Origin of the sequence: Mycobacterium sp., from assembly GCF_052143115.1 — a bacterium.
Lineage (GTDB): Bacteria > Actinomycetota > Actinomycetes > Mycobacteriales > Mycobacteriaceae > Mycobacterium.
In genome coordinates, this window is record NZ_JBKQTQ010000052.1 from 17,976 (window position 1) to 44,335 (window position 26,360).

At 65.3% G+C, this 26,360-nt stretch carries 25 protein-coding genes and 2 pseudogenes; 6 read left to right on the forward strand and 21 right to left on the reverse strand.

All coding sequences use genetic code 11. The annotated features are described in order from the left end of the window. Positions 1-398: 398 nt before the first annotated feature. The 3 genes from ACLQI9_RS05725 to ACLQI9_RS05735 are packed head-to-tail and all read right to left on the reverse strand — an operon-like array spanning position 399 to position 2,365. Positions 399-755 (reverse strand): DoxX family protein, encoded by a 357-nt coding sequence (locus tag ACLQI9_RS05725; protein WP_442380011.1) that lies wholly within the window; start codon positions 753-755, stop codon positions 399-401. Between the two features lies 1 nt (position 756). After that, entirely contained in the window at positions 757-1,902 is a 1,146-nt protein-coding gene (locus ACLQI9_RS05730; protein WP_442380013.1) for an SPFH domain-containing protein, read from the reverse strand. 28 nt (positions 1,903-1,930) lie between these two features. Then, positions 1,931-2,365 (reverse strand): NfeD family protein, encoded by a 435-nt coding sequence (locus tag ACLQI9_RS05735; protein ID WP_442380015.1) that lies wholly within the window; start codon positions 2,363-2,365, stop codon positions 1,931-1,933. Positions 2,366-2,423: 58 nt separating this feature from the next. On the opposite strand from ACLQI9_RS05735, the gene ACLQI9_RS05740 reads away from it, so the two are divergent. After that, entirely contained in the window at positions 2,424-3,281 is an 858-nt protein-coding gene (locus tag ACLQI9_RS05740; RefSeq protein ID WP_442391292.1) for a hypothetical protein, read from the forward strand. A gap of 7 nt (positions 3,282-3,288) precedes the next feature. Here ACLQI9_RS05740 and ACLQI9_RS05745 read toward each other — a convergent pair whose 3' ends face one another. From ACLQI9_RS05745 to ACLQI9_RS05785, 9 genes are all read right to left on the reverse strand, one after another. Next, positions 3,289-4,329: a ferrochelatase gene (locus ACLQI9_RS05745; protein WP_442380017.1), complete on the reverse strand. Its 1,041-nt coding sequence runs from the start codon at positions 4,327-4,329 to the stop codon at positions 3,289-3,291. Between the two features lie 22 nt (positions 4,330-4,351). Continuing rightward, positions 4,352-5,161, reverse strand: coding sequence for an NADH-dependent enoyl-ACP reductase InhA (inhA, locus tag ACLQI9_RS05750; protein ID WP_442380019.1), 810 nt, complete (start codon positions 5,159-5,161; stop codon positions 4,352-4,354). 40 nt (positions 5,162-5,201) lie between these two features. After that, positions 5,202-5,957 (reverse strand): 3-oxoacyl-ACP reductase FabG1, encoded by a 756-nt coding sequence (gene fabG1 / locus ACLQI9_RS05755; protein ID WP_442380021.1) that lies wholly within the window; start codon positions 5,955-5,957, stop codon positions 5,202-5,204. A 74-nt stretch (positions 5,958-6,031) separates the two neighbouring features. Continuing rightward, entirely contained in the window at positions 6,032-7,039 is a 1,008-nt protein-coding gene (locus ACLQI9_RS05760; protein WP_442380023.1) for a VWA domain-containing protein, read from the reverse strand. A 46-nt stretch (positions 7,040-7,085) separates the two neighbouring features. Then, the gene (locus tag ACLQI9_RS05765; RefSeq protein ID WP_442380025.1) at positions 7,086-8,039 is read right to left on the reverse strand and encodes a DUF58 domain-containing protein; all 954 of its coding nucleotides are present in this window, start codon (positions 8,037-8,039) and stop codon (positions 7,086-7,088) included. Further along, on the reverse strand, positions 8,036-9,169 hold the full coding sequence (gene moxR1 / locus ACLQI9_RS05770) for a chaperone MoxR1 (protein ID WP_442391270.1): 1,134 nt from the start codon (positions 9,167-9,169) through the stop codon (positions 8,036-8,038). The genes ACLQI9_RS05765 and moxR1 overlap by 4 nt, the downstream gene beginning before the upstream one ends. A gap of 176 nt (positions 9,170-9,345) precedes the next feature. Continuing rightward, entirely contained in the window at positions 9,346-10,065 is a 720-nt protein-coding gene (gene ripB / locus ACLQI9_RS05775; RefSeq protein WP_442380029.1) for an NlpC/P60 family peptidoglycan endopeptidase RipB, read from the reverse strand. 15 nt (positions 10,066-10,080) lie between these two features. Continuing rightward, positions 10,081-11,514 carry an NlpC/P60 family peptidoglycan endopeptidase RipA gene (gene ripA / locus ACLQI9_RS05780; protein WP_442391272.1) on the reverse strand — a complete coding sequence of 478 codons (1,434 nt, stop codon included), beginning with the start codon at positions 11,512-11,514 and terminating at the stop codon, positions 10,081-10,083. 240 nt (positions 11,515-11,754) lie between these two features. Beyond that, positions 11,755-12,336 carry an Rv1476 family membrane protein gene (locus ACLQI9_RS05785; RefSeq protein WP_442391274.1) on the reverse strand — a complete coding sequence of 194 codons (582 nt, stop codon included), beginning with the start codon at positions 12,334-12,336 and terminating at the stop codon, positions 11,755-11,757. Between the two features lie 158 nt (positions 12,337-12,494). On the opposite strand from ACLQI9_RS05785, the gene ACLQI9_RS05790 reads away from it, so the two are divergent. Beyond that, complete coding sequence (locus tag ACLQI9_RS05790) at positions 12,495-15,314, forward strand: aconitate hydratase (protein WP_442391276.1); 2,820 nt, start codon at positions 12,495-12,497, stop codon at positions 15,312-15,314. A gap of 12 nt (positions 15,315-15,326) precedes the next feature. After that, positions 15,327-15,890 carry a TetR/AcrR family transcriptional regulator gene (locus tag ACLQI9_RS05795; protein WP_442377571.1) on the forward strand — a complete coding sequence of 188 codons (564 nt, stop codon included), beginning with the start codon at positions 15,327-15,329 and terminating at the stop codon, positions 15,888-15,890. A 10-nt stretch (positions 15,891-15,900) separates the two neighbouring features. Here ACLQI9_RS05795 and ACLQI9_RS05800 read toward each other — a convergent pair whose 3' ends face one another. The 5 genes and pseudogenes from ACLQI9_RS05800 to ACLQI9_RS05820 form a co-directional block, all read right to left on the reverse strand. Then, on the reverse strand, positions 15,901-16,092 hold the full coding sequence (locus ACLQI9_RS05800; RefSeq protein WP_442377569.1) for a helix-turn-helix domain-containing protein: 192 nt from the start codon (positions 16,090-16,092) through the stop codon (positions 15,901-15,903). Between the two features lie 113 nt (positions 16,093-16,205). Continuing rightward, entirely contained in the window at positions 16,206-17,834 is a 1,629-nt protein-coding gene (locus ACLQI9_RS05805; RefSeq protein ID WP_442377567.1) for an ABC-F family ATP-binding cassette domain-containing protein, read from the reverse strand. Positions 17,835-17,912: 78 nt separating this feature from the next. After that, positions 17,913-18,740: pseudogene (locus ACLQI9_RS05810) on the reverse strand (enoyl-CoA hydratase); the annotation flags it as partial. 68 nt (positions 18,741-18,808) lie between these two features. Continuing rightward, positions 18,809-19,171 carry a thioredoxin gene (gene trxA / locus ACLQI9_RS05815; RefSeq protein WP_442391278.1) on the reverse strand — a complete coding sequence of 121 codons (363 nt, stop codon included), beginning with the start codon at positions 19,169-19,171 and terminating at the stop codon, positions 18,809-18,811. A 63-nt stretch (positions 19,172-19,234) separates the two neighbouring features. Beyond that, on the reverse strand, positions 19,235-20,047 hold the full coding sequence (locus ACLQI9_RS05820; protein WP_442377564.1) for an MBL fold metallo-hydrolase: 813 nt from the start codon (positions 20,045-20,047) through the stop codon (positions 19,235-19,237). Between the two features lie 133 nt (positions 20,048-20,180). Between ACLQI9_RS05820 and ACLQI9_RS05825 the strand changes: the two genes are divergently transcribed. Together ACLQI9_RS05825 and ACLQI9_RS05830 are read left to right on the forward strand one after the other, a co-directional pair. After that, a complete protein-coding gene (locus ACLQI9_RS05825) occupies positions 20,181-20,981 on the forward strand; it encodes a DUF5666 domain-containing protein (RefSeq protein WP_442391280.1) in 801 nt (266 codons plus the stop codon). 293 nt (positions 20,982-21,274) lie between these two features. Beyond that, positions 21,275-23,106: pseudogene (locus tag ACLQI9_RS05830) on the forward strand (acyl-CoA dehydrogenase). Between the two features lie 60 nt (positions 23,107-23,166). Here the strand turns inward: ACLQI9_RS05830 and ACLQI9_RS05835 are convergent. Continuing rightward, on the reverse strand, positions 23,167-23,475 hold the full coding sequence (locus tag ACLQI9_RS05835; RefSeq protein WP_442391282.1) for a hypothetical protein: 309 nt from the start codon (positions 23,473-23,475) through the stop codon (positions 23,167-23,169). Here ACLQI9_RS05835 and ACLQI9_RS05840 point away from each other — a divergent pair. Further along, on the forward strand, positions 23,438-24,001 hold the full coding sequence (locus tag ACLQI9_RS05840) for a DUF5666 domain-containing protein (protein ID WP_442391284.1): 564 nt from the start codon (positions 23,438-23,440) through the stop codon (positions 23,999-24,001). The two genes, ACLQI9_RS05835 and ACLQI9_RS05840, sit on opposite strands and share 38 nt — an antisense overlap. 5 nt (positions 24,002-24,006) lie before the next feature. Here ACLQI9_RS05840 and zwf read toward each other — a convergent pair whose 3' ends face one another. From zwf to sufU, 3 genes are all read right to left on the reverse strand, one after another. Continuing rightward, positions 24,007-25,476 (reverse strand): glucose-6-phosphate dehydrogenase, encoded by a 1,470-nt coding sequence (gene zwf / locus ACLQI9_RS05845; protein ID WP_442377558.1) that lies wholly within the window; start codon positions 25,474-25,476, stop codon positions 24,007-24,009. Positions 25,477-25,550: 74 nt separating this feature from the next. Continuing rightward, entirely contained in the window at positions 25,551-25,898 is a 348-nt protein-coding gene (locus tag ACLQI9_RS05850; protein WP_442377556.1) for a metal-sulfur cluster assembly factor, read from the reverse strand. Then, the gene (sufU, locus tag ACLQI9_RS05855) at positions 25,873-26,355 is read right to left on the reverse strand and encodes a Fe-S cluster assembly sulfur transfer protein SufU (RefSeq protein ID WP_442377554.1); all 483 of its coding nucleotides are present in this window, start codon (positions 26,353-26,355) and stop codon (positions 25,873-25,875) included. The genes ACLQI9_RS05850 and sufU overlap by 26 nt, the downstream gene beginning before the upstream one ends. Positions 26,356-26,360 lie beyond the last annotated feature (5 nt).

Here is a 26,360-nt window from a genome sequence, read left to right on the forward strand (position 1 = left end):
GATCGCGGTCGGCGTTAGCGTAGCGGCGCTGACGGGCGGGACAGGACAAGTCAACGCTGCCCCGTTGGACCCGTCCCCGCCATGCCCGACCTGCCAACCGAATCCGAATCCGGCTCCGCCGGCTGGCATTCCAGCCAAAAAATGCTGGGAAGGCGGGCGCCAGGGGCCGGGAGGTCCTAAGGGCGGCGGTGGGGTGCCGGTATACCCGCCGCAGTGCTACCCAGCCGCACCGCCGCCGAGCTGACCGGTCCGAGCTTTCTCTCGCAGCGCGACAAGTGGGCCCCACCTTTACCGTCGGTGGTTGAGACACTGGCGCAGACCTTAGGCCGTGGCCTGCATCCGCGGGCCTGGGAACAATTCAGACCCGCGCTGGAGCGAACCCTCGAACGCAGACGCGGCTAACGCCGATCCGGCCCCTTGGCCGTCAGTAGCGCATAGGTGGCCAAAAACGACGCTGCCGGAACGGCATTCACGATTCGGTCGCGTGCGCGAAGGTGTGCGCTCACCGCTAGCGCAAAGTAGAGCGTCAGCATCGCTGTGGTCAGCCGCGCCAACGCCGGGATCCTGCTGGCCGCAAGCAAACCGACCACGGAGGCGGTTTTGGATGCCGGAAGAAGCCACCGAATATTTTGTGGGATGTCCAGCGCATCTAAGGCTTTGGCGATTGGAGGCAGCGGGATTGCGCACGCAATCGCATCGGCAGCCTGGAACATCGCAAGCGCCGCATACGTTTTCGGCGAAGTCAGAGCGCTCATGTCACTGATTCAGTTGGGACGGCGGCGGGAAGGTGCCTTCCACCGGCTTGCGCGCGTCGGCCTCGGCCTTAGCCACCGCCTGCATGAGTGCCGGGTCGGTCTCGGTGGAGAACCAGTCGGCCATGTCGTCATCGTCGTCCTTCGCGTGCTTCGCCGCTTGGTCGTCGACCGGTGATGGCACAAATCGGAACACCCCGTCGTCACCCGGAGCGCCCAGCAGCTTGGTGAAACCTTGTAACGCCGTTCCGAAGTCGCTGGGCACTACCCACACTTTGTTGGCATCGCCCCGCGCCATCTGCGGCAACACCTGCAGGTATTGGTAAGCCAGCATCTCCGGGGTGGGCCGACCGGCCTTGATCGCGGCGAACGTCTTCTCGATCGCCTTGGCCTGGCCCTGAGCCTGCAGGTAGGCCGCGGCCCGCTCACCCTGCGCCCGCAACATCCGGGATTGCCGCTCGGCCTCGGCGGCCAGGATCGCTGCCTGCTTGGCACCTTCGGCGGCCAGGATCTGGGCTTGCTTGGCACCTTCGGCCTCTGTAATCGCGGCCTGCCGGCTCCCTTCAGCGGTCAGGATCATCGCCCGCTTCTCCCGGTCTGCCTTCATCTGCTTTTCCATCGACGCCTGAATCGACGGCGGCGGGTCGATGCTGCGCAATTCCACCCGCGCCACCCGTAGCCCCCACCGGCCGGTCGCCTCGTCGAGCACGCCGCGCAATTGACCGTTGATCTTGTCGCGGGATGTCAGGGTCTGCTCCAGCGTCATGCCACCGACCACGTTGCGCAACGTGGTGGTGGTGAGCTGCTCGACGCCAACGATGTAGTTGCTGATCTCATAGACCGCGGCCTGTGGGTTGGTGACCTGGAAGTACACCACGGTGTCGATGTTGAGCGTGAGGTTGTCCTCGGTGATCACCGGCTGCGGCGGGAACGACACCACCCGCTCACGCAGGTCGACCCGGGCGCGCACGCGATCGATGAACGGAACCAGCAGGGTTAGCTGGCCGCTGATGGTGCGGCTATATCGGCCCAGCCGTTCGATCACCGCCGCTTCAGCCTGCGGAATCAGCGCGACCGACTTGGCCACCACGATGGCGGCGAAGATCACCAGGACGGCCAGCAAAAACAAACCGGCAACTGCACCTTGCATTCGAATTTCTCCTATTGCTCCAGAGGTATTACGGGTTCTTCCAGACCACTGCGGTGGCCCCGTCGATATGCATGACTGTCACCAGCTCGCCGGGTTCGAAGACATCCCCCTCATTCAACGGCCGCGCTGTCCACACCTGGCCGCCCAATTTCACCTGACCTTCGTCGCGGGCAACGCGGTCCAGGACCAGCGCGTTTTTGCCCTCCAGCGCCTGGACGCCGGTCGGCAGGCCCTTGGCGGGGGTCAGCCGCCGCCGCAGCGCAGGCCGGACCAGCACCAGAAGAAGGACCGAAACCACCAGGAACACCGCCCCGTCGGTCCAGACCGGCAGGTCCAGCAGCCAACTGGAACCGGCCGCCGCCAGCGCACCGCCGCTGAGCATGAGCAAGAACATATCGCCGGTCAGCGCCTCCGCGCCGGCCAGCCCTAACGCGACGATCAGCCAGATCACGGCCGCAGGCATGCCGCCAGGATATCGCGTGACCGGCCTTTGCCACGGCGAACAACTAGACTGCGAAACCATGTGGTGCCCCTGCGCAACGCTCTCGGTCTGGGCCAACGCCTGGCTTGCCGGCAAGGCCGCGCCCGACGACGTCCTTGATGCGTTATCTTGTTGGGCACCAACACAATCAGTCACCGCATACGATGCGGTCGCGGCGGGTCACACCGGACTACCATGGCCGGACGTGCACGACGCAGGTGTGGTGTCACTGCTACAGACGCTGCGGACCGCGGCCGGCCGGCCGTCGACGGGCGCATCCTCGATCACGGTGCTGCTGCCGGTTCCGGGCGATGTCCGCGGGTTAGCGGCAGGCACACAGTTCGAGCGGGATGCCTTGACCGCGGGAGAAGCACTGATCGTCAGCAATCCCGCCGATCCCGGTATGGCCGTCGCGCTGGTGCCCGAATTCGGATATGACGAATCTGACGACGAACAAGCAGTACCCGAACTTTGCGCGATGTCCTGGACGGTGTACTCACTTCCGGGTGCCCCGGTCATCGACCGCACCGAGTTGGGTGAGGCCGAATACGCGCTCCGGCTGGCGGTGCGATCAGCCGCCGACGCGCTGACCACAATCGGGCTGGGTACCACGGGCGTCGACGTCGACGATCCGCGCGGGCTCGTCGAGCAGCTGCTGGAATCCGCGCGGCAACACCAAGTTCCCGAGCCCGCGCCATCGCGCGCCTTGCGGGTGCTGGAAAACGCCGCACATGTCGATGCGATCATCACCGTCAGCGCGGGGCTGACCCGCATCGGAACGCAGTCGTTGTCGGAGGCCCAGATTGCCACCGATGCGCTGCGTCCGCTCGCCGCCGTGGTGCGGTCGGCGAGAATGGCCGCGCTCAGCGCGATTCTGCATGCCGCCTGGCAGGCCTAGCCTCCGATCAGGCCGGACGTTCCTCGGCGACGCAGTGCGGCGGAAGGCACGGCTCGCCATCGACGCTGGCCGCGCAGCCGGGCACCGGATCGGGTCCGGTCACCCGGGCAGGCGCACGGCCATAACGTAATTCGTCGATCAGGTCGACGGCCATACGGGCGAATCGCGGGTCGGCATTAGGTGTAGAAGCCCGCACCAACGCCACGCCCGCCGCCTCGGCCTGGGATCGCAACTCCTGGTCGAGATCCCACACCACCTCGATGTGGTCGGCGACAAACCCTATCGGGCAGATGATGACGGCCTTGGTCCCCGTCGCAGCCAACACCGAAAGGTGGTCGGCGACATCGGGCTCCAGCCATGGCACTTGCGGTGGACCCGATCGCGACTGCCAAACCAGGTCGAAATCGCGGTATCCGGCGGCCGCCGCGACCAGCCTTGCGGCGTAAGCGACCTGGCGGCTGTACAGTTTCGGACCGCAGCGCTGGTCCGCGGCCACCGGGATCGAATGCGCGGTGAACACCACCCGCGCGTCGGTGAACAGCTCGGCGCCCAAGGCGCCGCCGGCCGCACCGATGGTGTCGGCAAAGATCTGCACGAAACCCGGGTGGTCGAAGTAGGGGCGCAATTTCACCAATTCGGGCGCGTCCGGCCCGGCCGCCCGGCGAGCTCGGGCAATGTCCTCGACATACTGCGTGCAGCTCGAGTAACCGCTCCATGCCGACGTGGTGAACACCGCCGCGCGCTGAATACCGTTGTCGCGCATGGTCGCGACGGCGTCTTCGACGTAGGGCTCCCAGTTGCGATTGCCGAAATAGACCGGCAGGTCCAAACCGCGCTGAACGAGTTCTGCGCGCAGTTGAGCGATCAGCGCCCGGTTGATCTGGTTGATCGGCGACACCCCACCGAAGTGCAGGTAGTGCTCGGCGACATGGTCAAGGCGTTCGGGCGGTACATCGCGACCACGCGTGACGTTCTCCAGGAACGGCCGTACCTGCTCGGGCCCTTCCGGCCCACCGAACGACAGCAGCAGGACCGCATCGAAATCCATTAGCGCCCAGAGCAATCTGCTTCTAAAGCAACTGCGTACTGGCGCCGCCGTCGGCGTAGATGATCGTGCCGGTGGTCGCCGGCAGCCACTCGGAGAGCAGCGCACACACCGTCTTGGCGACCGGCGTGGCGTCCTTCATGTTCCAGCCGATGGGCGCGCGCTGGTCCCAGCCCTCCTCGAGCAGCTGTATCTGGGCACCGGCCTCGTCGCCGAGCGCACCGCCGACGATCGCGCTCATGGCCAGTGTCCGGATCGGGCCTGCGGCAACAAGATTCGACCGCACGCCATACTTTCCTGCCTCACGCGCCACGAATCGGTTGACCGACTCCAGCGCACTTTTGGCGACGGTCATCCAGTTGTAGGCCGGCATCGCCCGGCTCGGGTCGAAGTCCATGCCGACGATGGAGCCGCCGGGGTTCATGATCGGCAGCAGCGCTTTGGCCAGCGAGGCATAGGAGTACGCGGAAATGTGGATCCCCTTGGAGACATCCTCGTAGGGGGCGTCGAAGAACGGGTTGATGCCCATCCCGCTCTGCGGCATGAAGCCGATCGAGTGCACCACCCCGTCGAGATTGTTGTCCTGGCCGATCACTTCTTTCACCCGTTCGCCCAACGTGTCCAGGTGCTTTTCGTCTTGCACATCGAGCTCGATCAGCGGGGCCTTCTCCGGGAGCCGGTCGGCGATGCGCTGGATCAGCCGCAGCCGGTCGAACCCGGTCAGCACCAGTTGGGCACCCTCTTCCTGAGCCACCCGTGCGATGTGGAACGCAATCGATGCGTCGGTGATGATCCCGCTGACCAGAATCCGTTTGCCTTCGAGCAGTCCTGCCATGTCCGTCCTTATTTCTTGGGGTTAGGGTCAGGTCAGTCCGTCAGTGACCCATACCCATGCCGCCGTCGACCGGGATCACCGCACCCGAGATGTAACTCGCATCCTCCGACGCCAGGAAGCTGACCACCCCGGCGACCTCGGCGGCGGTGCCAACCCGCTTGGCCGGGATGAATTCCAGTGCCCCCTGTTGAATCCGCTCATCCAGGGCGCGGGTCATATCGGTGTCGATGTAGCCGGGGGCCACCACATTCGCGGTAACCCCGGCCTTTGTCAGCTCCCGGGCGATCGAGCGGGCCATGCCGATCACGCCGGCCTTGGAGGCTGCGTAGTTGGCTTGGTTGCCGATGCCCCACGAGCCGGAGACCGAACCTATGAAAATCATCCGGCCGAACCGCTTCTTGGTCATGCTGCGCGATGCCCGTTGAGCCACCCGGAACGCCCCGGTGAGGTTGGCGTCGATGACCTTCTCGAACTTCTCCTCGGTCATCCGCATAAGGAACGCGTCCGCGGCCAGGCCGGCGTTGGACACCAGCACCTCGACCGGACCCTGGTGCTCCTCGACCTCTTTGAAGGCGCGATCGACGGCGTCGTTGTCGGTGACGTCACACTCGACGCCGAACAGCCCCTGGGGCGCCCCGGATCCGCGGTGCGTGACGGCCACCTTGTGGCCGTCGGCGGCCAGCCGCTGTGCGATCGCCAGACCGATCCCCCGGTTTCCGCCCGTCACCAGCACTGAACGGGATACGAATGCGGGTTTACCGCTGTCGGCGACGAGCTCGGTGGCTGCCTCAGTCACCTGGCCAACTTATCGCCTCGATGCCGCAGGACTGCAATCTGCCCCTCGCATGTTGGCCCGGGCCCGGCCGAACATCAGGTCGGCAGCCGCCGGTTGATCAGCAGGGCCGCCAGCCCGGCCAGCGCCAGTACCAGCGAACCCAGCCGCAGCCAACCGACGCTGGCGTCACCGCGGATCGTCTCGTAGCCGATCTGCTCCTGCAGCGACGCGTAGACCTGCTTGAGCTCCTGCAAGTTAGAGGCGCCGTAATGGTTGCCGCCGGACAGCTCGGCGACTTTCTTCATCGTGGTGTCGTCGACGGGGACCGGCTGACGCTGGCCATTGATCTCGACGAAGCCGTACGGGGTGCCGAACGAGATCGTCGAGATCGGCACGCCCTGGTCCTTGGCGGTGCGCGCCGCGGTGAAGGCTCCCTTGGGGTTGTCCGGGTTGGTCGGCATCGTTTCCTTGCCGTCGGAGAACAACACGACGCGTGCCGGCGGCGGCGTGTCGCCGCCGCCGATCACCGCGCCCACGGTGGCAATGGCCTGCAGCGCGGTGAAGATGCCCTCCCCGGTGGCGGTGCGGTCGGCGAATTGCAACTTGTCCAGCGCGGCTTTGGTCGCCTCCCGGTTGGTCGTCGGTTGCACCAGAACCGTGGCGGTCCCGGCATAGGCGATGAGCCCGAGGTTGATGCCCGGTGTGAGCTCACCGGCGAATTCCTTGGCGGCAGCTTCGGCCGCGGCCATCCGGTTGGGTTCGACGTCGGTGGCCCGCATGGATTGCGACACGTCGATGACCAGCATGACGACCGCGCGGTTGCGTGGGATTCGCACATCGTGGGTCGGTCCGGCCATCGCGATCGTGAACAGCACCAGCGCGGATACCAGCAGGATGGCCGACAGGTGACGCCACCGGGTGGGCTGCTTGGGGGCGACGCTCTCCAGCAGCTCCATGTTGGCGAAGCGCAGCATCCGGCGCTGCCGGGCCACCTGCACGATGATGTAGAGCGCCACCAGTCCCAGAACGACCAGCAGGAACAGGAAAAACCAGGCGTGGGCGAAGCCGGACAGCGTCATCGGCCCGAGCAACGGCAATGTCATAGCGAACCCGTCTTGGTGTGTACGCCCTTGCCGGGAAAGACGCGCGTCACTGGCGCCCCGCCAGTGCCCCGCGCCGGCGAGATTCGACGAAACGGACGATGTCGGCGATCCAGTCCCGGTCGGTGCGCAGCGACAACAGCGGCGCTCCGCAGCTGCGCATCGTGCGGGCCACGTCGGCCCGATGGGCCACGACCGCCTTGGCGAAGTCGTCGCGCAGCTGCGCATCGATGGTGAACTCGCGGGTGACACCCGTTTCGGCGTCCTGCAAAACGACGTCGCCGATGTCGGGCAATTCGACATCGCGAGGATCGAGCACCTCGATGCCGAGCACCTCGTGGCGAGCCGCGATGGCCCGCAACGGACGCATCCAGTTGATCGGGCCGAGGAAATCGCTGATGATGACGGCCATCCCGCGCCGGCGTTCCGGCCTGCGCAGCGCGTCGATGGCCACCGCCAAATCCCCCCGCACCCCCACCGGTGCTTTGGGCATGGTGGCGATGGTGCGCAGCAGGGTCTGCTCATGCTGGCGTCCGGAGCGCGCCGGCACCCGAGTAGTCTTCTCTCCGTTGGCAATCAGCGCACCGAGCCGGTTTCCGCCACCGCTATTGAGGAACGTGATAGCGGCCGCGGCGGCCACCGCCAGGTCGCGTTTCTCGCACACGGCTGTGCCGAAGTCCAGGCTGGCCGACATATCGACCACCAGCCAGGTCTCCAGTTCACGGTCGGCGATCATCTGCCGGACATGCGGGTGGTTGGTGCGCGCGGTGACCGCCCAGTCCATCCGCCGGACGTCGTCACCCGGCTGATACTCGCGCGACTCCCCCGGCTCGGAACCCGGACCCGGGATCAGGCCGAGGTGGTCGCCGTGCAGGACACCGTCGAGCTTGCGTTTAACCGTGAGCTCGAGGGTGCGCAGCGCCGCCGACAGCTTCGGGTCGTCGATCTGCCCGCGCTGCATCGACGGCGGGTGGACCACCGCCGGCTCTTTGGGATCGGTCACCGACCGCTAGCCGCGCCCGCGGCCTGCATCGCTGGCGGTACCGAATGGCCTTGTTGCGGAACGGCGTTCACCTGCGGCATACCGACAGTCTGCAGAATCCGGTTGATGACGATCTCCGGTGAGATTTCGTCGGCGAGCGCGTCATAGGTGAGCACCAACCGATGCCGCAGCACGTCGGGAATGACCTCGACGATGTCCTGCGGGATCACGTAGTCGCGGCCGCGCACCAACGCCAGCGAGCGCGCGCCGGCGATGATGCCCAGCGAGGCACGTGGCGAAGCACCGAACGAGATCCAGCTCTTGACGTCGTTCATGCCGAGCTGCTCGGGATAGCGGGTGGCCATGACGACGCGCACCACATAGTCGACCAGCGCGTGATGAACGAAGTTGTTCGCCGCGATCTCCTGCAGTCGCAGCAAGTCACCCGTGTTCAGGATTTGTTTGGCCTGCGGCGGCGTCACGCCCATCCGGTAGATGATCTCGCGCTCTTCCTCCGGTGAGGGATACCCGACGTTGATCTTGAAAAGGAAGCGGTCCCGCTGCGCCTCGGGCAGCGGGTAGACGCCCTCGTGCTCGATCGGGTTCTGTGTCGCCATCACCAGGAACGGGTTGGGCAGCGGGAACCTCTTGCCACCGATCGACACCTGGCGTTCCTGCATGACCTCCAGCAGTGCCGACTGCACCTTGGCCGGGGCCCGGTTGATCTCGTCGGCGAGCAGGAAGTTGACTACCACCGGGCCGAGTTCGGTGTCGAACTCCTCCTTGCCCTGGCGGTAGATGCGAGTACCGATGATGTCGGTGGGCACCAGGTCGGGCGTGAACTGGATGCGGGCGAACGTCCCGCCGACCACCTTCGCGAAGGTCTCCACCGCCAGCGTCTTGGCGACGCCAGGCACACCCTCGAGCAGCACGTGGCCCTTGGACAGCAGCCCGACCAGCATTCGCTCCACGAGCTGGTCTTGGCCCACGATGATCCGCTTGACTTCGAAGATGGCGCGTTCCAGGGTGTGCACCTCGGCAGCCAGCCCATTGCCGCCGCCGGATGGCGCCGCGTGCGCAGGGGCCGTCGCGTGTGCGCCCGGACCCGAGTAATCGCCGGCGCCCGGGGGCGGCCCGCCTGCTGATGTCATCGATTACCCTCCACGGCTCAACCTCCAAAACGTGATCAGACACGACTGCTCGCACGACGAACGTCGCGGGGCAGCTGCGTGCCCCCGCTCAACTATTCCAGGCCACCCGGATTCCGTCGACGTGACCATCACCCGACGGCGAGCGCAAAGTCCCGCTAAAGCACACCACAACCGGTTCAGTACTCGATGATCCGGGTCAAAAACGGCGTCATCCCGGCTTTTCGCACCGGGCTGACGGTAACTTTGCCGGCGCTGCCCGACGCCTCCAACATCTGGCCGTTGCCCAGGTAGATGGTGACATGCTGGCCGCCGCCCGGGCCGTAGAAGATGAGGTCGCCACGCTTGGCCTGAGACGGCGGGATATGGCGACCGGCGTTGTATTGGTCACCCGAGAACCTCGGCAGAAGCACGCCCACGCCGGCGAAGCTGTACCGAACCAGTCCCGAGCAGTCGAAGCCGACGGTGTTCGCGCCGGAGTCCACGCCTTTGCTCGGGCCATTCGGCGTGCCGCCGCCCCACGAATACGGCAATCCCATCTGCGAGGACCCGCGGCGAATCACGTACTCGACCGCCTGCCGCCCGTACACCCGCGGTATCCCGTTGGGACTGGTGCTGCCGCTGCCGCCCAGGTTGAGCCCGAGCCCGCCGAGAAACTGCCGACCCAGATCAAGCGTGGTCTGGGTGGCGTTGGCAGTGGCCTGCAGGGATTGGTTGGCGATCGCCACCGGGTCGCCCGGCGCGCCCGCGCTGATCGTCGGCGGCAGGGTCGGATCCCACTGGCCGTCCTCGGCGCGGGCGGGACCCGCCAGACCGATCAGCAGACCGAGTGCAGCCAGTATCGACCAGACCGACCCGGCCCGGTGCAACCCGTTGGCGTTCTTCGACCAGCGGCGCATAAATCCTTCCACGCGTCAGTACTCGATGTAGCGGACCACGTAGGGCGTCATACCGCTGGTGCGAACCGGTGCGACCCGGACCTTCAATCCGACGTCGGGCGCCTCGAGCATCTGGCCCTGGCCGAGATAGATCGTCACGTGCTGACTGCCGCCGGGGCCGTAGAAGATCACGTCGCCGCGGCGCATCTGCGAAGACGGGATCTTACGGCCCAGGTTGTACTGCGAACCCGAGTAGTGCGGCAGCTTGATGCCCACGCCGGCGAACGAGTACAGCACCAGGCCGGAGCAGTCGAAGCCGACAGTGCCGGACCCTGAGTCGATGCCCCTGCCCGGCCCGGCGGCAGTGCCGCCACCCCATGAGTACGGCACGCCCAACTGCGAGAGCCCTCGGCGAATCACGTACTCGGAGGCCTGCCGTCCGTACACCCGCGGAATGCGGCCGTTGGTGAAGCCGGTGGGTGTGGGAGCCAGCCCCAGCTGCTGCAGGAAGCTGCGGCCCATATTGGAGGTGACCTCAGAAGAGGTCGCCGAAATCCCCAGGACCTTGTTGAGGATCGCGATGGGGTCGCCTGCGACGTTGGCGCTGGGCACCATCGGCAACGTGGGATCCCAGTCGCCGGCCCATTGGCCGCCGTTGCCCTGCGGCGCGCTGGGCGAACCCGGCGCTGCCGGATCCCACCGGTCACCTGAGGACGACGCCGCCCGCTGTCCGGCACCCGGTCCGCCCGCGGATGCCGACCAATTGCGGGCGGCGTCGAGTCTGGCTTGGGCCGCGTTACGCTCGTCGGCCAGGCGGTTGATCTCCTGCTGCTGCTCGCCGAACCTGCGGTGGACGTCGGTCAGCGCGGCCACCGCGGCGTTCTGGCTGGATTGGGCGTCGGCAAGAGCCTTGTCGGCTTTCTGCTTGGCCAGCCGGGCGGCCGAGTCCTTGTTCACTTGCTCAGTGCGAGCGCGTTGCAAATTGTCCATCACCTGCTGGGAACTGGTGGCCAGGGTCTGGCCGGCGGCCGCGGTGGCGATGATGTCGTCGGGGCTGGCCGCCGTGAGGTAGCTGTCGGATGGGCCGCTGACGTAACTGGCTACCGCGAAGCGGTCGAATCGCTTCTGGGCGGCCGTGATTGCGGCGTTGGCGTCCGTGACCGCCTGCTGGCTGGCCTCGACGTCATGTTGTGCGGTCGCAGCATTCTCGCGCGCGGTTTCGACGTCGACCAGAGCCTTGTTGACGCTCTCCTGCTCGGTCTCAATTTGTGCGCCGAGGTCCTGCAGACGCTGGTTGGCCTGCGCGACATCTGCGATCAGCTTGGCCATGGTGTCCGGTTGAGCACCCGGGTCGGCATTTGCCAGTCCGGGTATGGACAGCATCACGGCCACGCTGAGCACCACCGGAGCGACGCGGCGAGTGAGCCCGGTGGCCAGTCGGATAGACGAGCCGCGGCAGTTGCGTCTCATTCGACTCGGGTCTCCTATGGCTCAACGCGGGCGGACGGCGTCGACCCCAGTAATCACTGGAAGCGCGATTAAATCAAAAGCATCCTTTGCACCGTATGTCACATCTGACCCAATGGAAACTTTAGTAACAAATTACAAGTGTGTTCTTCCGACAACTGTGACCGTACGGTGACATCACTGTTTTGCCCGCAATGGCGGTACAGGTGCCGCCGCTATGCGATACAAGCCGAATACGGGGAGTTAGACGCTCTGGCCAGCTTCTTCTGTGGGCGCTTCGGCCTCATCTGGCGACGTTGCTGACCGCCTGGTGCGCAGTTGCATGATCCGGGTGCCGATCACTGCCGCCAGCACTCCGATAAGAAGCACGATGGTGAACGCGGTCCAGGGAAACTGTGGCGTGTTGAGCTGGTGCAAGAAATTCTGCGCCGAGACCACCGGGTTGCCGGTCTTGGCGTTGTCTTCGCCGATCTCGAGCGTGGCTCGCGGGAAGTGTGTGCTGTAGGTGCCGACGAAGTTTGGGCTGAGCACCAGCACGGTGGCATCGGTGTGTTGGGCGCCCACCCTGGTGGCGATGTCTCGAAGCGGTGTGTCGGTCGCGGGGTTGTGGTCGAGGACGACGATTTTGAGATCGATGCCGTCGTGATGCGCTTGGTCGATCACCTGAAGTAATGCCGGCGTGACGGCGGCTGGCGCACTGATGTCGTGGGCCGTGACCTGTGCTTGCACGATCGCCAGGCACTGGTCGGGCGGTGTTGCCGGATCGGCACCGACGGTGCCGCAAATCTCGCCCGGGATGTATAGCGGCACGTGCGGGGTGGTCACGGTCCAAGACCGTACCGTCCCCACGAGCGGATGACAGCAGTTGGCCGGCCGGACAAACTTCCAGGCCGCGGTACCGTGGAATACAGGACAAGCGTACTGTTAGACTGGCCTTGTCGACACGGCCCGTCGGCGAGCAGAACTAAATCCCGGGAGTTGATGTGACCAGCAAAGATTCGGTGAACTCATTCGAAGCGCGCAACACCCTGGCGGTCGGCGATAGCACTTACCAGATATATCGCCTGGACGCGGTGCCCGGCATGGAGAAACTCCCCTACAGCCTCAAGGTGCTCGCGGAAAACCTGCTGCGCAACGAGGACGGCAGCAACATCACCAAGGACCACATCCAGGCGATTGCGAACTGGGACCCGTCGGCTGAGCCCAGCATCGAGATCCAGTACACGCCCGCCCGCGTGGTCATGCAAGACTTCACCGGCGTGCCCTGCATCGTCGACCTGGCCACCATGCGTGAGGCGATCGGCGATCTGGGCGGCGACGCCGAGAAGGTCAATCCACTGGCGCCGGCCGACCTGGTGATCGATCACTCGGTGATCGCGGATCTTTTCGGCCGAGCCGACGCGTTCGAGCGCAACGTCGAGATCGAATACCAGCGCAACGGTGAGCGCTACCAGTTTCTCCGGTGGGGGCAGGGCGCCTTCCAGGATTTCAAGGTGGTGCCGCCGGGCACCGGCATCGTGCACCAGGTGAACATCGAATACCTGGCTCGTGTCGTGGTGGAGCGCGACGGTGTGGCCTATCCGGACACCTGTGTCGGTACCGACTCGCACACCACGATGGTCAACGGCCTGGGCGTATTGGGCTGGGGTGTCGGCGGAATCGAAGCGGAAGCCGCCATGCTCGGTCAGCCGGTGTCGATGCTCATCCCGCGGGTTGTCGGCTTCAAGCTCACCGGTGAGATCCAGCCCGGCGTCACCGCCACCGACGTGGTGCTGACCGTCACCGAGATGCTGCGCAAGCACGGTGTGGTCGGCAAGTTCGTCGAGTTCTACGGCGAGGGTGTTGCCGAGGTGCCGCTGGCGAACCGCGCGACACTGGGCAACATGAGCCCCGAGTTCGGTTCTACTGCGGCGATTTTCCCGATCGACCAGGAGACAATCGACTACCTGCGGTTCACCGGGCGCAAAGAAGAGCAACTCGCCCTGGTGGAGGCGTACGCCAAAGAGCAGGGCCTGTGGCACGACGCCAAGCACGAGCCGGAGTTCTCCGAGTACCTCGGGCTCAACCTGGCCGACGTGGTGCCGTCGATCGCGGGGCCGAAGCGGCCGCAGGATCGAATCGCGTTGTCCAAAGCCAAATCCACGTTCCGCGAGCAGATCCCCGACTATGTCGGCGACGACCCGGACAAGAAGGACTACTCGAGGCTGGACGAGTCGGTCGACGAGACGTTCCCGGCCAGCGACCCGGGGGCACTGAGCAACGGCCACGCTGACGACCACAAACCGGTCGAGTCGGCCGCAAAGCACGCCAACGGCCGGGTGAGCAACCCGGTGACGGTGAAGTCCGACGAACTCGGCGAATTCGTGCTCGACCACGGCGCGGTGGTGATCGCCGCGATCACCTCGTGCACCAACACGTCCAACCCCTCGGTGATGCTGGGCGCGGCACTGCTGGCGCGCAATGCCGTGGAGAAGGGTCTTAGTACCAAGCCTTGGGTGAAGACCACGATGGCGCCGGGCTCGCAGGTCGTCAGCGACTACTACGAAAAGGCTGGGCTATGGCCGTATTTGGAGAAGCTCGGCTTCTACCTTGTCGGCTACGGCTGTACCACCTGCATCGGCAACTCCGGTCCGCTGCCCGAGGAGATCTCGAAGGCCGTCAACGACAACGACCTTTCAGTCGCCGCGGTGCTGTCCGGCAACCGGAACTTCGAGGGCCGCATCAACCCGGACGTAAAGATGAACTATCTGGCCTCGCCGCCGCTGGTGGTCGCCTACGCACTGGCCGGCTCAATGGACTTCGATTTCGAATCGCAGCCGCTGGGCAAGGACAACGACGGCAACGACGTCTATTTGCGTGACATCTGGCCGTCGCAAAAGGACGTCTCCGACACCATCGCCGCGGCGATCAACCAGGAAATGTTCGTCACGAACTACGCCGACGTGTTCAAGGGCGACGAGCGGTGGCGCAACCTGCCCACTCCCAGTGGCAACACCTTTGAATGGGACGCCGACTCGACCTATGTGCGCAAGCCGCCGTACTTCGACGGGATGCCCGCCGACCCGGAGCCGGTCGGTGACATCAGCGGCGCCCGGGTGCTGGCGCTGCTCGGTGACTCGGTGACCACCGACCACATTTCCCCCGCGGGCAGCATCAAGCCCGGCACCCCGGCGGCGCAGTATCTCGACGAGCATGGCGTCGAGCGCAAGGACTACAACTCCTTTGGATCTCGGCGCGGCAACCACGAGGTGATGATCCGCGGCACGTTCGCCAACATCCGGCTGCGCAACCAGCTGCTCGACGATGTCTCCGGTGGGTACACGCGCGACTTCACCCAGCAGGGTGGACCGCAGGCGTTTATCTACGACGCTGCGCAAAACTATGCGGCAAAAGACATTCCGCTGTTGGTGCTCGGCGGCAAGGAATACGGTTCGGGCTCGTCGCGGGACTGGGCAGCCAAGGGCACGCTGCTGCTGGGCGTGCGTGCGGTGATTGCCGAGTCGTTCGAGCGCATCCACCGGTCCAACCTGATCGGCATGGGGGTGATCCCGCTGCAATTCCCCGAGGGCAAGACCGCCGAGTCGTTGGGTCTGGACGGCACCGAGGTATTCGACATCACCGGCATCGAGGCGCTCAACGACGGCAAGACGCCAAAGACGGTGCACGTCAAGGCCGGCAAGGGGGGTGCGGACGCTATCGAGTTCGACGCTGTGGTGCGCATCGACACCCCGGGTGAAGCCGACTATTACCGCAACGGCGGCATCTTGCACTACGTGCTGCGCAACATGCTCAGGTCGAACTAGCCCGGAACGCTTGTGCCCAAGGTCAGCCAGGACCATCTGGCGGCCCGTCGCCGTCAGATCCTCGACGGCGCCCGTCGCTGCTTTGCCGAATATGGCTACGAGAAGGCGACAGTGCGCCGGCTGGAACAGGCCATCGGCTTGTCGCGGGGAGCGATCTTCCACCATTTCCGCGACAAGGACACGTTGTTCTTCGAGCTGGCCCGCGAGGACGCCGAGCGGATGGCCGCGGTCGCATCGCGGGAGGGTCTCATCCAGGTGATGCGCGACATGCTCACCGCGCCCGACCAGTTCGACTGGCTCGCCACGCGATTGGAGATCGCCCGAAAGCTGCGCCACGACCCCGCGTTCAGTCGGGGGTGGGCGGAGCGCTCGGCGGAGCTGACGGCGGCAACGATCGATCGGCTACGCCGGCAGAAGCAGGCCGGGCGGGTGCGCAACGACATCCCCAGCGACGTATTGGTGTGCTACCTGGACCTGGTTCTCGACGGCTTGGTCGCCCGAGTGGCCTCCGGTGAAGACCCACAGCGGCTTACCGCCGTCCTCGATCTGGTCGAAGGTTCGGTACGCCAGCGATAAGTTAATCGCTTTACCGAGATCGCGTGCGATGGTTGGGCCCACCGCGGCTGCGCATGGTGGTGCCCGACTCGCGCAGCAAGCTGTGGATCGAGCCGTACGACCTGCCGGTCGACGCGACCAGGGTACGAATGCTGGCCCCGCCCTCGTAGGCGCTGCGCAATTCGACCAGCAACTGATCGCGTGTCTTTTTAGCTTTCCTCATCGGCGCCTCCCCGCTTCAAAAGGATCCCCAAGCACACAGCGTAGAAAGCAGACGTCGGCGGCGGGCCACTTTGACGAAATCGCCTGGGGCACCGTCGAGCCGAGCCTAGCCGGTCAGGCCAGCTCGATCAGATCCCGATACTCCTCGGACCAATGGTCCTCGGTGCCGTCGGGCAGCAGCACGACCCGTTGCGGATCGAGCGCTTCGGCCGCGCCGGGGTCGTGTGTCACCAGCACCACCGCTCCGGTGTAGCTCCGCAGCGCGTCCAGCACCTGCTCGCGGGAGGCCGGATCGAGGTTGTTCGTCGGCTCATCAAGCAGCAACACATTCGCCGTCGAGGCCACCAGACCAGCGAGCGCCAGCCGAGTCTTCTCGCCGCCGGACAGCGTACCGGCCAACTGCTCGAGCTGACTACCGCTGAACATGAACGCCCCGAGCAACCCCCGCAGGTCTTGCTCGCCGGAATCGGGTGCGGCGTGCCGGATGTTCTGCCATACCGTCGCGGTGTCGTCGAGGGTGTCGTGCTCCTGCGCGAAATATCCGATTTTCAAACCGTGTCCGGGCTCCAGCGCCCCGGCGTCGGGTTGCTCGGCACCGGCCAACAGCCGCAGCAGTGTCGTCTTGCCCGCGCCGTTGAGTCCCAGCACCACCACCCGGGAGCCGCGGTCGATGGCGAGGTCGACGCCGGTGAACACTTCCAGCGATCCGTAGGTCTTGGTCAGGCCGGTGGCCACCAGCGGGGTCCGCCCGCAGGCCGCCGGGCTGGGGAACTTGATTCGGGCCACCTTGTCGGCCACCCGCTCCTCGTCGAGAGCGGCCATCATTCGGTCGGCGCGTCGCAGCATGTTCTGGGCCGCAACAGCTTTGGTGGCCTTGGCGCCCAGCTTGGCGGCTTGGGCACGCAACGCGGTGGCCTTGCGTTCGGCATTGGCACGCTCCCGGCGGCGGCGCTGCTCGTCGGTGGCGCGGGCGTCGAGATACTTCTGCCAACCCATGTTGTAGACGTCGACTTCACCGCGCACCGCGTCGAGAAACCAGACCCGGTTGATGACGTCGGCCAACAAGTCGACGTTGTGGCTGATCACCACTAGGCCGCCGGTGTGCCCGCGCAGGAATTCCCGCAGCCAGCCCAGTGAATCGGCGTCGAGGTGGTTGGTCGGCTCGTCGAGCAGCAAGGTGGTGGCCGAGCCGGCGCCCGTGTCCGACGCGGCGAACAGAATCCGCGCCAGCTCCACCCGGCGGCGTTGCCCGCCGGACAACGTGTGCAGCTGCTGGCCCAACACCCGTTCGGGCAACCCGAGACTCGCGCAAATCCGGCCCGCCTCGCTTTCGGCGCCATAACCGCCCAGCGCGGCGAAGCGTTCCTCCAGTTGACCGTAGCGGCGGATCGCACGGTCGCGGGCGGCGTCGTCGGCGACTTCGGCCATCAGCGCCTGCTGCTTTTCCAGATCGGTGAGCAGGGTGTCTAATCCGCGCGCCGACAGCACCCGGTCGCGGGCCAAGATGTCGAGGTCGCCCTCTTTGGGATCCTGCGGCAGATAACCGATCTCGCCGGTGCGGGTCACCGTGCCGGCGTACGGCTGCCCCTCCCCCGCGAGGATTCGCAGGGTAGTGGTCTTCCCGGCACCGTTGCGTCCGACCAGCCCGATGCGATCACCCGGCTGTATCCGCAGTGCCGGGCCGTCCGCGGAGAGCAGCGTGCGCGCGCCAGCGCGGACCTCGAGGTCCGTAGCCGTGATCACGGTCACTCTCCTTGTTCACTTGTCCGGCTCCTCAACAGGCCATCCCGGCCCGCATCGTCGCCGAACGGTTGTGCTGTATTACTTATCGTCGCTGAACACCGGCGGCCGTTTCTCGGCACGCGCGGCAACCGCCTCTTCGAAGTTTGTGGTGAGCAGACGAACGAAGAGCTGCCCGAGGCCTTCGGCCTGCATGTGCCCCTCCAGGCTAGCGGCGTCCAGTCCACTCCACAGTGTGCGCTTGGTCAACTCGATTCCCGGCCGCGACAACCCAGCGATGCGTTCGGCCATCGCATAGCACGTCTCCAACAACTGGTCGTCCGGCACCTGGCGCGACACCAGCCCGATCCGCTCGGCTTCCTCGGCGTCGATGTCGCGACCGGTCAGCATGATCTCGAACGCCCGCGACGAGCCGATAGCCCGGGGCAACAGATAGCTGAGCCCCAGCTCACTGGCGGTGAGCCCGTTGTTGATACCTGCGGCCCGGAAATAAGCTCCGCTCGACGCGACGCGAATATCGGCGGCCAGCGCCAGGCACAACCCGCCACCGATCGCTGCACCGTTGACCGCGGCGATCACCGGTTGGTGCAGCCGTCGTAGCGCCAGAATGACGTCGTCGAGAATCTGCATCGAGCGCAGCGCGTAGGTGGGCCGGGTCAGACCTTGGACATGCGGCACCTCCCCGGCCGACTTGTGGTCGGCGCCCGAGGAGAAACCCCGGCCTGCCCCGGTCAGGACAACCACCCGCACCGAGTTGTCGTAGGTGATGCTCTCCAGAGCCGCCTTGAGCGGCACCATGACGTCGAACGCCATGGAATTCATCCGCTCCGGCCGGTTGAGGGTGATCAGCGCTATCTGCGGCCGCGGATGTTCAACGAGGATCATGCTCACCGTTGAACGGTAACCCGGCGCCTGACGACGATGCGGGCCGCAGGGCGGCCAGCTGAGGAGTCAGGCAACCACAGCGAGCCTGACGATCAGGCCTGGTCGCGGTCCTGCTCAGCGATCGCGGCGTCGACGTCGAAATTCTTGACCTGCTGCACCAGATCCTCCAGCGCGGCTGCCGGCAAAGCGCCGGGCTGGTTGAACACCAACTTCCCCTTCTTGAAGGCCATCAGCGTGGGGATGGACCGGATGTTGGCGGCGGCCGCCAGGCCCTGTTCGGCTTCGGTGTCGACTTTGGCGTAAACGATGTCGGGGTTCTTCTCCGCCGACGCGGCAAACGTGGGGGCGAACTGGCGGCACGGGCCACACCAGGATGCCCAGAAGTCGACGAGCACGATGTCGTTGCCGTTGATGGTTTCGTTGAACTCTTCGGCAGTGAGGTCTTTGGTAGTCACGCCCGGCTTAACGCCGCGAACTGCCGCTGTGTTCCCAGCGTTCCTCGGCGTTCGTCCGGGTCTCTAGGTCAGGTGGTCGTAGTCGCCGCGGACCCAGGCGGCGTGGCGGTCGGCCGATCGCTGGACCGCCGCGTGTCCGTCGGTGTCGATGGAATTCGTGAACAGGCCATAAATGCGGTCGAAGTTCAGCGCCGCCAGGGTGCCGGCCATGCGCTGCACAACCGTAGCCGACAGCGGAAGGCGGTTGGGGTAGCTACGCAAGAACGCAACCGTGCGGCGGTCCGCGTTGGGAAAAATGGTGTCGCCGGCCAGCAATACGCCGCGCCCGCCGGCGCCCTCGGTCCAGCAGGCGACTGCGCTGCCCGGAAAATGTCCGCCGACCCGGACCACGGATAACGACGGGCTCAGCCGCAAGGTGTCCGACCACTGCTGGATCACCGGGTCGCGACGCATCACCCATTCGGCATCCGCGGCGTTCACATACACCGGGACGCCACCCAGTCGGTGACTCCACTCGACTTGTGCGCCATACATGTGCGGATGGCTGGCCACAATGGCGATCACCGGCCCGCGTTCTGTCACTGCGGCCACGGCGTTGTCGTCGACGAAGCCGGACGGGTCCCACAACACGTTGCCGGCATCGGTGCACACCAGCTTTCCCAGCTGTCCGATTCCGAACGGCGGCGAACTGCCGATCGCCACCAGTCCGTCCTCAACGACCGAGACCTGCGACCGCATCCCTTCGGCGACCAGCTGCTCCAGTGTTGCCCACTGCTGACCCTCGAGTGGCACCCACTGCCGGTCGTCAGCACAAATCGCGCACACGCTCGGCGCGGTGCTGTGCTCGACACCACAAGTTCTGCATAACCAAAACATCGCACAACTCTATTCGGCGGCGCCCCAGCACGACCCACTCGGGCGCCGAGGCACGCCGTACTGTGAGATCCACCGCTCCGGCGGGTATTCGCTGGCATGGGCAACGCGCGCGATCGGAGAAAGAGAAAAGTTCATGTCTGCCGCCCGGCTTAGGCCCGGCCTGACCCGGCTGGCAATGCTTGCGATCATCGGGGCCATCGCATTGTCGATCGCCGCATGCAGCACATCGAATAATCAGAACACCGGAAAGCCCAGCACATCAGTTAGCCCGACGAGCACGGCGCCTAAGCCGCCGCCGCCAGCACCCCCAATGGCCACCGTCGAGGGCCTGGTCAGATCCGTATCGGGCACCACGATCCAGCTCGCGCAGCGAGACAGGACCGCGGCCACGGTGGACTTCACCCCGACGACAATGGTCACCGAGCTCACCTCGGCTCAGCTGAGCGACGTCACCCCCGGCAGTTGCGTAGAAGTGGAGGCCGGCCCGGAGACCGGGCCTGCCGGTGGTGCGATCACCGCGCAATCGGTGATAGTCAGCCCGGCCGAACGCGGCAAGTGCCCGCCGCCGCAGGAACCCGCGTCAGCTTCGCCCAGCCCACCATCTGCTGCCCCTTCGCCTGGTGGGCCGACCGAGGGCCGGGGCGTTTACGGCACGGTCGCCTCCGTCACGGGTAACACCATCGCGGTCACCGGCACCGATCCCACGGGCAAGACCAGGCATACCAACATGACCGTCACCAACACGACCACCTACACCAAACACGCGGTTACGAACACTCAAGCGATCCAACAGGGTAAGTGCATGGCGGCCCAGGGAACAAACACCGGCGGCGTGCTCCAAGCGGTGACCATCGACCTCGAACCGTGCCCGCCGATGGGCCGCGCACACCACCATTTCCACCTCCCCCACCTCCCCCATCTCCGCCACCACTAGAAGCCGACGAGCGACCAATTTCTTTGGTCGATAAAGCGTCTTCTCGATATGTCGAGTGACCGATGGCGCCAGGAATGGTCGCCCGGTCCCAAAGACATGAGCGGTCCAGTTAGCCCGACATCATCTGGCGCACAAAGCTACTCATCGTTATGCGAGCTCGCTGACCTGGGACCCTACGGTTGCGTTGCCGTAGGTTACGCCTCCGTCGCCGTAGCTTACGGTTGCGTACCCATTCCGGCCTCGGACACACTGCGTCCAAGTTCACCTGGGGTCAGATAAGAGGAGCAAAACCGGTGGGGCACTACATCGCTAACCTGCGCGACGTCGAGTTCAATCTGTTCGAGGTCTTGAAGATCGGCACCGTCCTCGGCTCGGGACGCTATCGCGACCTCGACGTCGACACGGTCCACACGATGCTCGACGAAGTCGCTCGCTTGGCTGAGGGCCCCATCGCCGAGTCGTTCGCCGAAGCGGACCGCAACCCACCGGTTTTCGAGCCGGACCGTCACACCATCTCGGTCCCGGCCGAGTTGGCCAAGTCGGTGCAGGCGGTCAAAGACGCCGAGTGGTGGCGCATCGGTCTTGCCGAAGAAATCGGCGGCGTGTCCGCACCGGGCCCAGTGACGTGGGCTATCAACGAGATGCTGCACTGCGCCAATCCGGCTGCCGCCTTTTTCTACAGCATCGGCCCGGCGATGGCCAACGCGCTCTGCATCGAGGGCACCGAACAGCAGAAGCAGTGGGCGGCGACGGCCCTGGAACGAGGTTGGGCGGCCACCATGGTGTTGACCGAGAGGCCGACGCCGGCTCCGATGTGGGCGGAGGGCGAACCAAGGCCATCGCGCAACCGGACGGCAGCTGGCACATCTAGGGGGTCAAGCGGTTCATCTCCGGTGGCGATGTGGGCGATACCGCCGAGATCATCTTCCATCTGGTGCTGGCCCAGCCCGAGGGCGCCCGTCCGGGCACCAAAGGTCTGAGCCTGTTCTACGTACCCAAGTATCTGTTCGACCCGAAGACATTCGAACTCGGCTCCCGCAATGGGGTTTTCGTCACCGGGCTGGAACACAAGATGGGCTTGAAAGCCTCCCCGACCTGCGAGTTGACCTTCGGCGCCCACGGACTGCCCGCGGTTGGCTACCTGGTCGGCGACGTGCACAACGGGATCGCGCAGATGTTCACCGTCATCGAGCACGCACGCATGACGGTCGGCGTCAAGGCTGCCGGCACGCTGTCCACCGGCTATCTCAACGCGCTGGCATTCGCCACGCAGCGGGTACAGGGCACCGATCTGACCCAGATGACCGACAAAACCGCGCCGCGGGTCACGATCATGCACCATCCGGACGTACGCCACAGCCTGATCACGCAGAAGGCCTACGCCGAAGGCTTGCGAGCACTCTACCTCTATGCCGCGGCACACCAGGACGAGACTGTTGCACAACACGTTTCAGGTGTGGACGCCGAAATGGCGCACCGTCTTAACGATCTGCTGCTCCCGGTGGTCAAGGGGGTGAGCTCGGAACGGGCTTACGACATCCTGACCGAGTCGCTGCAGACGCTCGGCGGGTCGGGCTTTTTGACCGATTACCCCATCGAGCAATACATCCGTGACGCCAAGATCGATTCCCTCTACGAGGGCACCACCGCCATCCAGGCGCTGGATTTCTTTTTCCGCAAGATCATCCGCGACCGCGGCCAGGCCCTCGAGCATGTGGCGTCGCTGATCAGCCACACCATCGAAAACTGCGATGAGACGTTGCGGCAGCACGCCGAGCTGCTGCGTACCGCGCTCGACGACGTCAAAGCGATGACAGCCACCCTGACCGGATACCTGATGGCCGCCGCGGAAAACCCAACGGAGATATACAAAGTCGGGCTCGCATCGGTGCGATTCCTGCTCGCCGTTGGCGACCTGCTGATCGGTTGGCGGCTATTGGCACAAGCCGACGTCGCGCACGCGGCCCTGGCCACCGCACCGGCGAACGACGAAGTGTTTTATCAGGGCAAGATCGCCACCGCGCGATTCTTCGCTAAGAACATGCTTCCGAACCTCACCGCACTGCGCGGCATCATCGCGGCCATCGACGACGACATCATGGCGCTTCCCGAAGCGGCGTTCTAGCGACGATTCGCGGCGGCTGCCCGAATACACAGCTGGCTCATAATCGGCCGCCAGCCAGCGCTAAGCTGCGCCACTAATCGTGAGAACCGTGGTTTGGCCGGCCGCGCACAGCGGCCGACGATCTGAAAGGACCTCGATGTCTGTCACTTCCCCGCCCGCGCGGCTCACCCGATTGGCGATCCTCACGCTCACCGGCGCAACCGCACTGTCGGTCGCCGCATGCGGTGCGTCGAACAATTCGAAGCCCGCTCCGTCGGCAAGTCCGACAAGCTCAGCTGCGACGCCCTCATCGCCATCAGCATCCGCGAACGGCAAGAGCTGGGTCAGCGGGATGATCGCTTCGGCCTCGGGCGGCGCAATCCAGGTCACCCAGCAGACCGGAAGCGCCACCGTCGACTTCACGCCGTCCACGAAGATCACTCAGGTCACTCCCGGTCAGCTGACGGATGTCACCGCCGGCAGTTGCGTCGTTGTGCTTCCTAGCCGTGAGAGCGCGGACACCGGCGGCACGATCACCGCACAATTCGTGCGGGTCAGCCCGGCCGTCGACGCCCAGTGCCCCGAGCCCAAACATCCGGCAGGCGCGCCGCACTCGGGCAGACCGGCAGGGCATCGGCCAGTGCGGGGCACGGTTGCCTCCGTTGCGGGTAACACCATCACCGTGACCGACGCCGAGGCCGGCGGCAGCACGTCTCAGACCAGCGTGACCGTCACCGACACAACCAAATACACCAAGCAGTCAGCCACCGACGCGCAAGCGTTGACCCAAGGTCAGTGCATCGCCGCGCGCGGGACCAAAGACGACAGCGGCACCCTGCAGGCCACGGCCATCAACGTTCAATCAGCTGACAACGGCACCTGCCCGCAGCCCGTCGGGAGAAGGCACCACCACTAGGGCGGTTAATTCTTGCCGCGCCAGCCGCGTTCGAACGGCAGCCGCCACGCTCGCGGGGCAATCAACGGATGGACCGCATTGGGGCCCCATGAGTCAAGGTCGTAGCTGCGTACCGGTGGCGGATCCTCGAGCAACGGGGCGGAGACCTCCCAGAGCCGCTCGATACCCTCTGCCGTGTTGTACAGCGTCCGATCGCCGCGCATCGCGTCAAGAATCAGACGCTCGTAGGCCTCGAGCACATCGCCGGCATGGCCGGAATCTTCCATGGTGAACTGCAGGCTGAGCTTGTCCAGCTTCATTCCCGGTCCAGGCCGCTTGCCGTAAAATGACAGCGACATCTTTGACACATCGGCAAGATCGAAGGTCAGGTGATCCGGACCCTTTTGTCCCACACCAGATCCGGGCGGAAACATGCTCCTCGGCGGCTCGTGGAATGCGATTGAGATGATGCGCTGTCCCTCAGCGAGGCCCTTGCCGGTGCGCAGAAAGAACGGGACACCCGCCCAGCGCCAGTTGTCGATCTCGCATTTGAGCGCGACGAACGTCTCGGTATCCGATTCCGCAGACACCCCAGGCTCGTCGCGGTAACCCCGGTATTGCCCGCGCACCACCCCGTTTGGATCAAGCGGGCGCATCGAGCGGAATACCTTGTTTTTCTCGTCGCTGATCGCCTCTGAAGCCAGCTCGGTGGGCGGTTCCATCGCGACGAACGCCAGAATCTGGAACAAGTGGGTGACCACCATGTCCTTGAACGCCCCGACGGCATCGTAAAACTGCGCGCGGCTCTCACATGTGAGCCGCTCCGGCACGTCAATCTGAATGTGGTCGATGAACTGTCGATTCCAAATCGGCTCGAACAACCCGTTAGCGAACCGGAATGCGAGGATGTTCTGCGCGGCCTCTTTACCCAGGAAGTGATCGATGCGGAAGATCTGTTCTTCCTCGAATCGCTCGTGAATCGCCTTGTTCAGTGCCCGCGCGCTGGCCAGATCGACCCCGAACGGTTTCTCCATGACGACCCGGGAGTTCTGCACCAAGTCCGCCTTGTACAGCGTGTCCATGACGTGCATCACCGCCGCCGGCGGGATGCTCAAGTAATGCAACAGACTGGCATCGCCACCTAGCGCCGCGACCTGCTCCGCCACGGCACTGGCCAGCGCTTCCGGGCCGGCCTGCGTTGGCACAAAGGTGAGGTTGGCGGTGAACTGGTCGATTTGCTCATCGGAAATGTGATGGTGGGAGAACTCTTTGCAGGCCTTGTGCGCGAGCTTGCGGAAGGTCTCGTTGTCGATTTCATCGAGCGACGTGCCGATGATGCGGATCTCGGGAGCCAGCTTGGAGCAGGAAAGGTGCAGCAGGCCGGGCAGCAGCTTTCGGCGCGCTAAATCGCCTGTCGCGCCGAACATCACCACCACATGGGGCTCCGCGCCGGCGCCCTTGTTCTTGACCGCGCGGGACACGTCAGCATCGCTCACACCGATGATCGTAGCCAGGCCTGGTCCGACCGCAACCTCGCGGAGGCGGTCATGACCTGACTGGCTCGGCGAGGTTAGACGGTAAAACCGAGGGCCCGTAGCTGATCACGACCGTCGTCAGTGATCTTGTCCGGGCCCCAGGGCGGGTTCCACACCCAGTTGATGCGCAGCTCGTCGACCAGACCGGCGCCGACCAGTGCGCTACGCGACTGATCTTCGATGACGTCGGTCAACGGGCAGGCCGGCGACGTCAATGTCATGTCGATCAGCGCGACAGTCCCCTCGTCGCCCTCCTCGAGATTGAGGCCGTAGACCAGTCCCAGGTCGACTACGTTGATACCCAATTCGGGGTCGACGACATCGCGCATCGCCTCTTCAACGTCGGCGAGCAACTCGTTATCCGGTGCGGAAGTTTCGCTCATCCTTAACCTCCTCGACATCTTCAGTCGCTTGCAACAGCGCGTCTTTGAACGCCATCCAGCCGAGCAGCGCGCACTTGACCCGGGCCGGATACTTGGCGACGCCCGCGAACGCGATGCCATCGCCCAACACATCCTCGTCACCGGCCACGGTTCCGCGAGAAGACACCATCTCGGTGAACGCGGTGACCGTCTTCAACGCCTGCCCGACGCTTTGTCCGATCACCTGCTCGGTCAGCACCGACGTGGCCGCCTGACTGATCGAACAGCCCTGGCCGTCGTAAGAGACGTCCGCGATGTGCTCACCGTCGTCCGACAGCTCCACCCGCAGCGTGACCTCGTCGCCGCAAATCGGGTTGACGTGGTGCACCTGCGCGCGGAACGGCTCCCGCAGCCCGCGGTGCTGCGGGTGCTTGTAGTGATCCAGGATCACGTCTTGGTAGATCTGCTCGAGGCGCACCGCGA

Coding starts and splice junctions, on each gene's coding strand:
- ripB (WP_442380029.1), bottom strand. CDS start 10,065: ATGCGCCGCTGGTCGAAGAACGCCAACGGGTTGCACCGGGCCGGGTCG.
- ACLQI9_RS05745 (WP_442380017.1), bottom strand. CDS start 4,329: ATGGATTTCGATGCGGTCCTGCTGCTGTCGTTCGGTGGGCCGGAAGGG.
- ACLQI9_RS05825 (WP_442391280.1), top strand. CDS start 20,181: ATGTCTGCCGCCCGGCTTAGGCCCGGCCTGACCCGGCTGGCAATGCTT.
- ACLQI9_RS05730 (WP_442380013.1), bottom strand. CDS start 1,902: ATGCAAGGTGCAGTTGCCGGTTTGTTTTTGCTGGCCGTCCTGGTGATC.
- ACLQI9_RS05820 (WP_442377564.1), bottom strand. CDS start 20,047: ATGTTTTGGTTATGCAGAACTTGTGGTGTCGAGCACAGCACCGCGCCG.
- ACLQI9_RS05760 (WP_442380023.1), bottom strand. CDS start 7,039: ATGACATTGCCGTTGCTCGGGCCGATGACGCTGTCCGGCTTCGCCCAC.
- ACLQI9_RS05725 (WP_442380011.1), bottom strand. CDS start 755: ATGAGCGCTCTGACTTCGCCGAAAACGTATGCGGCGCTTGCGATGTTC.
- ACLQI9_RS05850 (WP_442377556.1), bottom strand. CDS start 25,898: ATGAGCGAAACTTCCGCACCGGATAACGAGTTGCTCGCCGACGTTGAA.
- inhA (WP_442380019.1), bottom strand. CDS start 5,161: ATGGCAGGACTGCTCGAAGGCAAACGGATTCTGGTCAGCGGGATCATC.
- ripA (WP_442391272.1), bottom strand. CDS start 11,514: ATGAGACGCAACTGCCGCGGCTCGTCTATCCGACTGGCCACCGGGCTC.
- ACLQI9_RS05840 (WP_442391284.1), top strand. CDS start 23,438: ATGATCGCTTCGGCCTCGGGCGGCGCAATCCAGGTCACCCAGCAGACC.
- ACLQI9_RS05735 (WP_442380015.1), bottom strand. CDS start 2,365: ATGCCTGCGGCCGTGATCTGGCTGATCGTCGCGTTAGGGCTGGCCGGC.
- moxR1 (WP_442391270.1), bottom strand. CDS start 9,169: ATGACATCAGCAGGCGGGCCGCCCCCGGGCGCCGGCGATTACTCGGGT.
- ACLQI9_RS05740 (WP_442391292.1), top strand. CDS start 2,424: ATGTGGTGCCCCTGCGCAACGCTCTCGGTCTGGGCCAACGCCTGGCTT.
- ACLQI9_RS05800 (WP_442377569.1), bottom strand. CDS start 16,092: ATGAGGAAAGCTAAAAAGACACGCGATCAGTTGCTGGTCGAATTGCGC.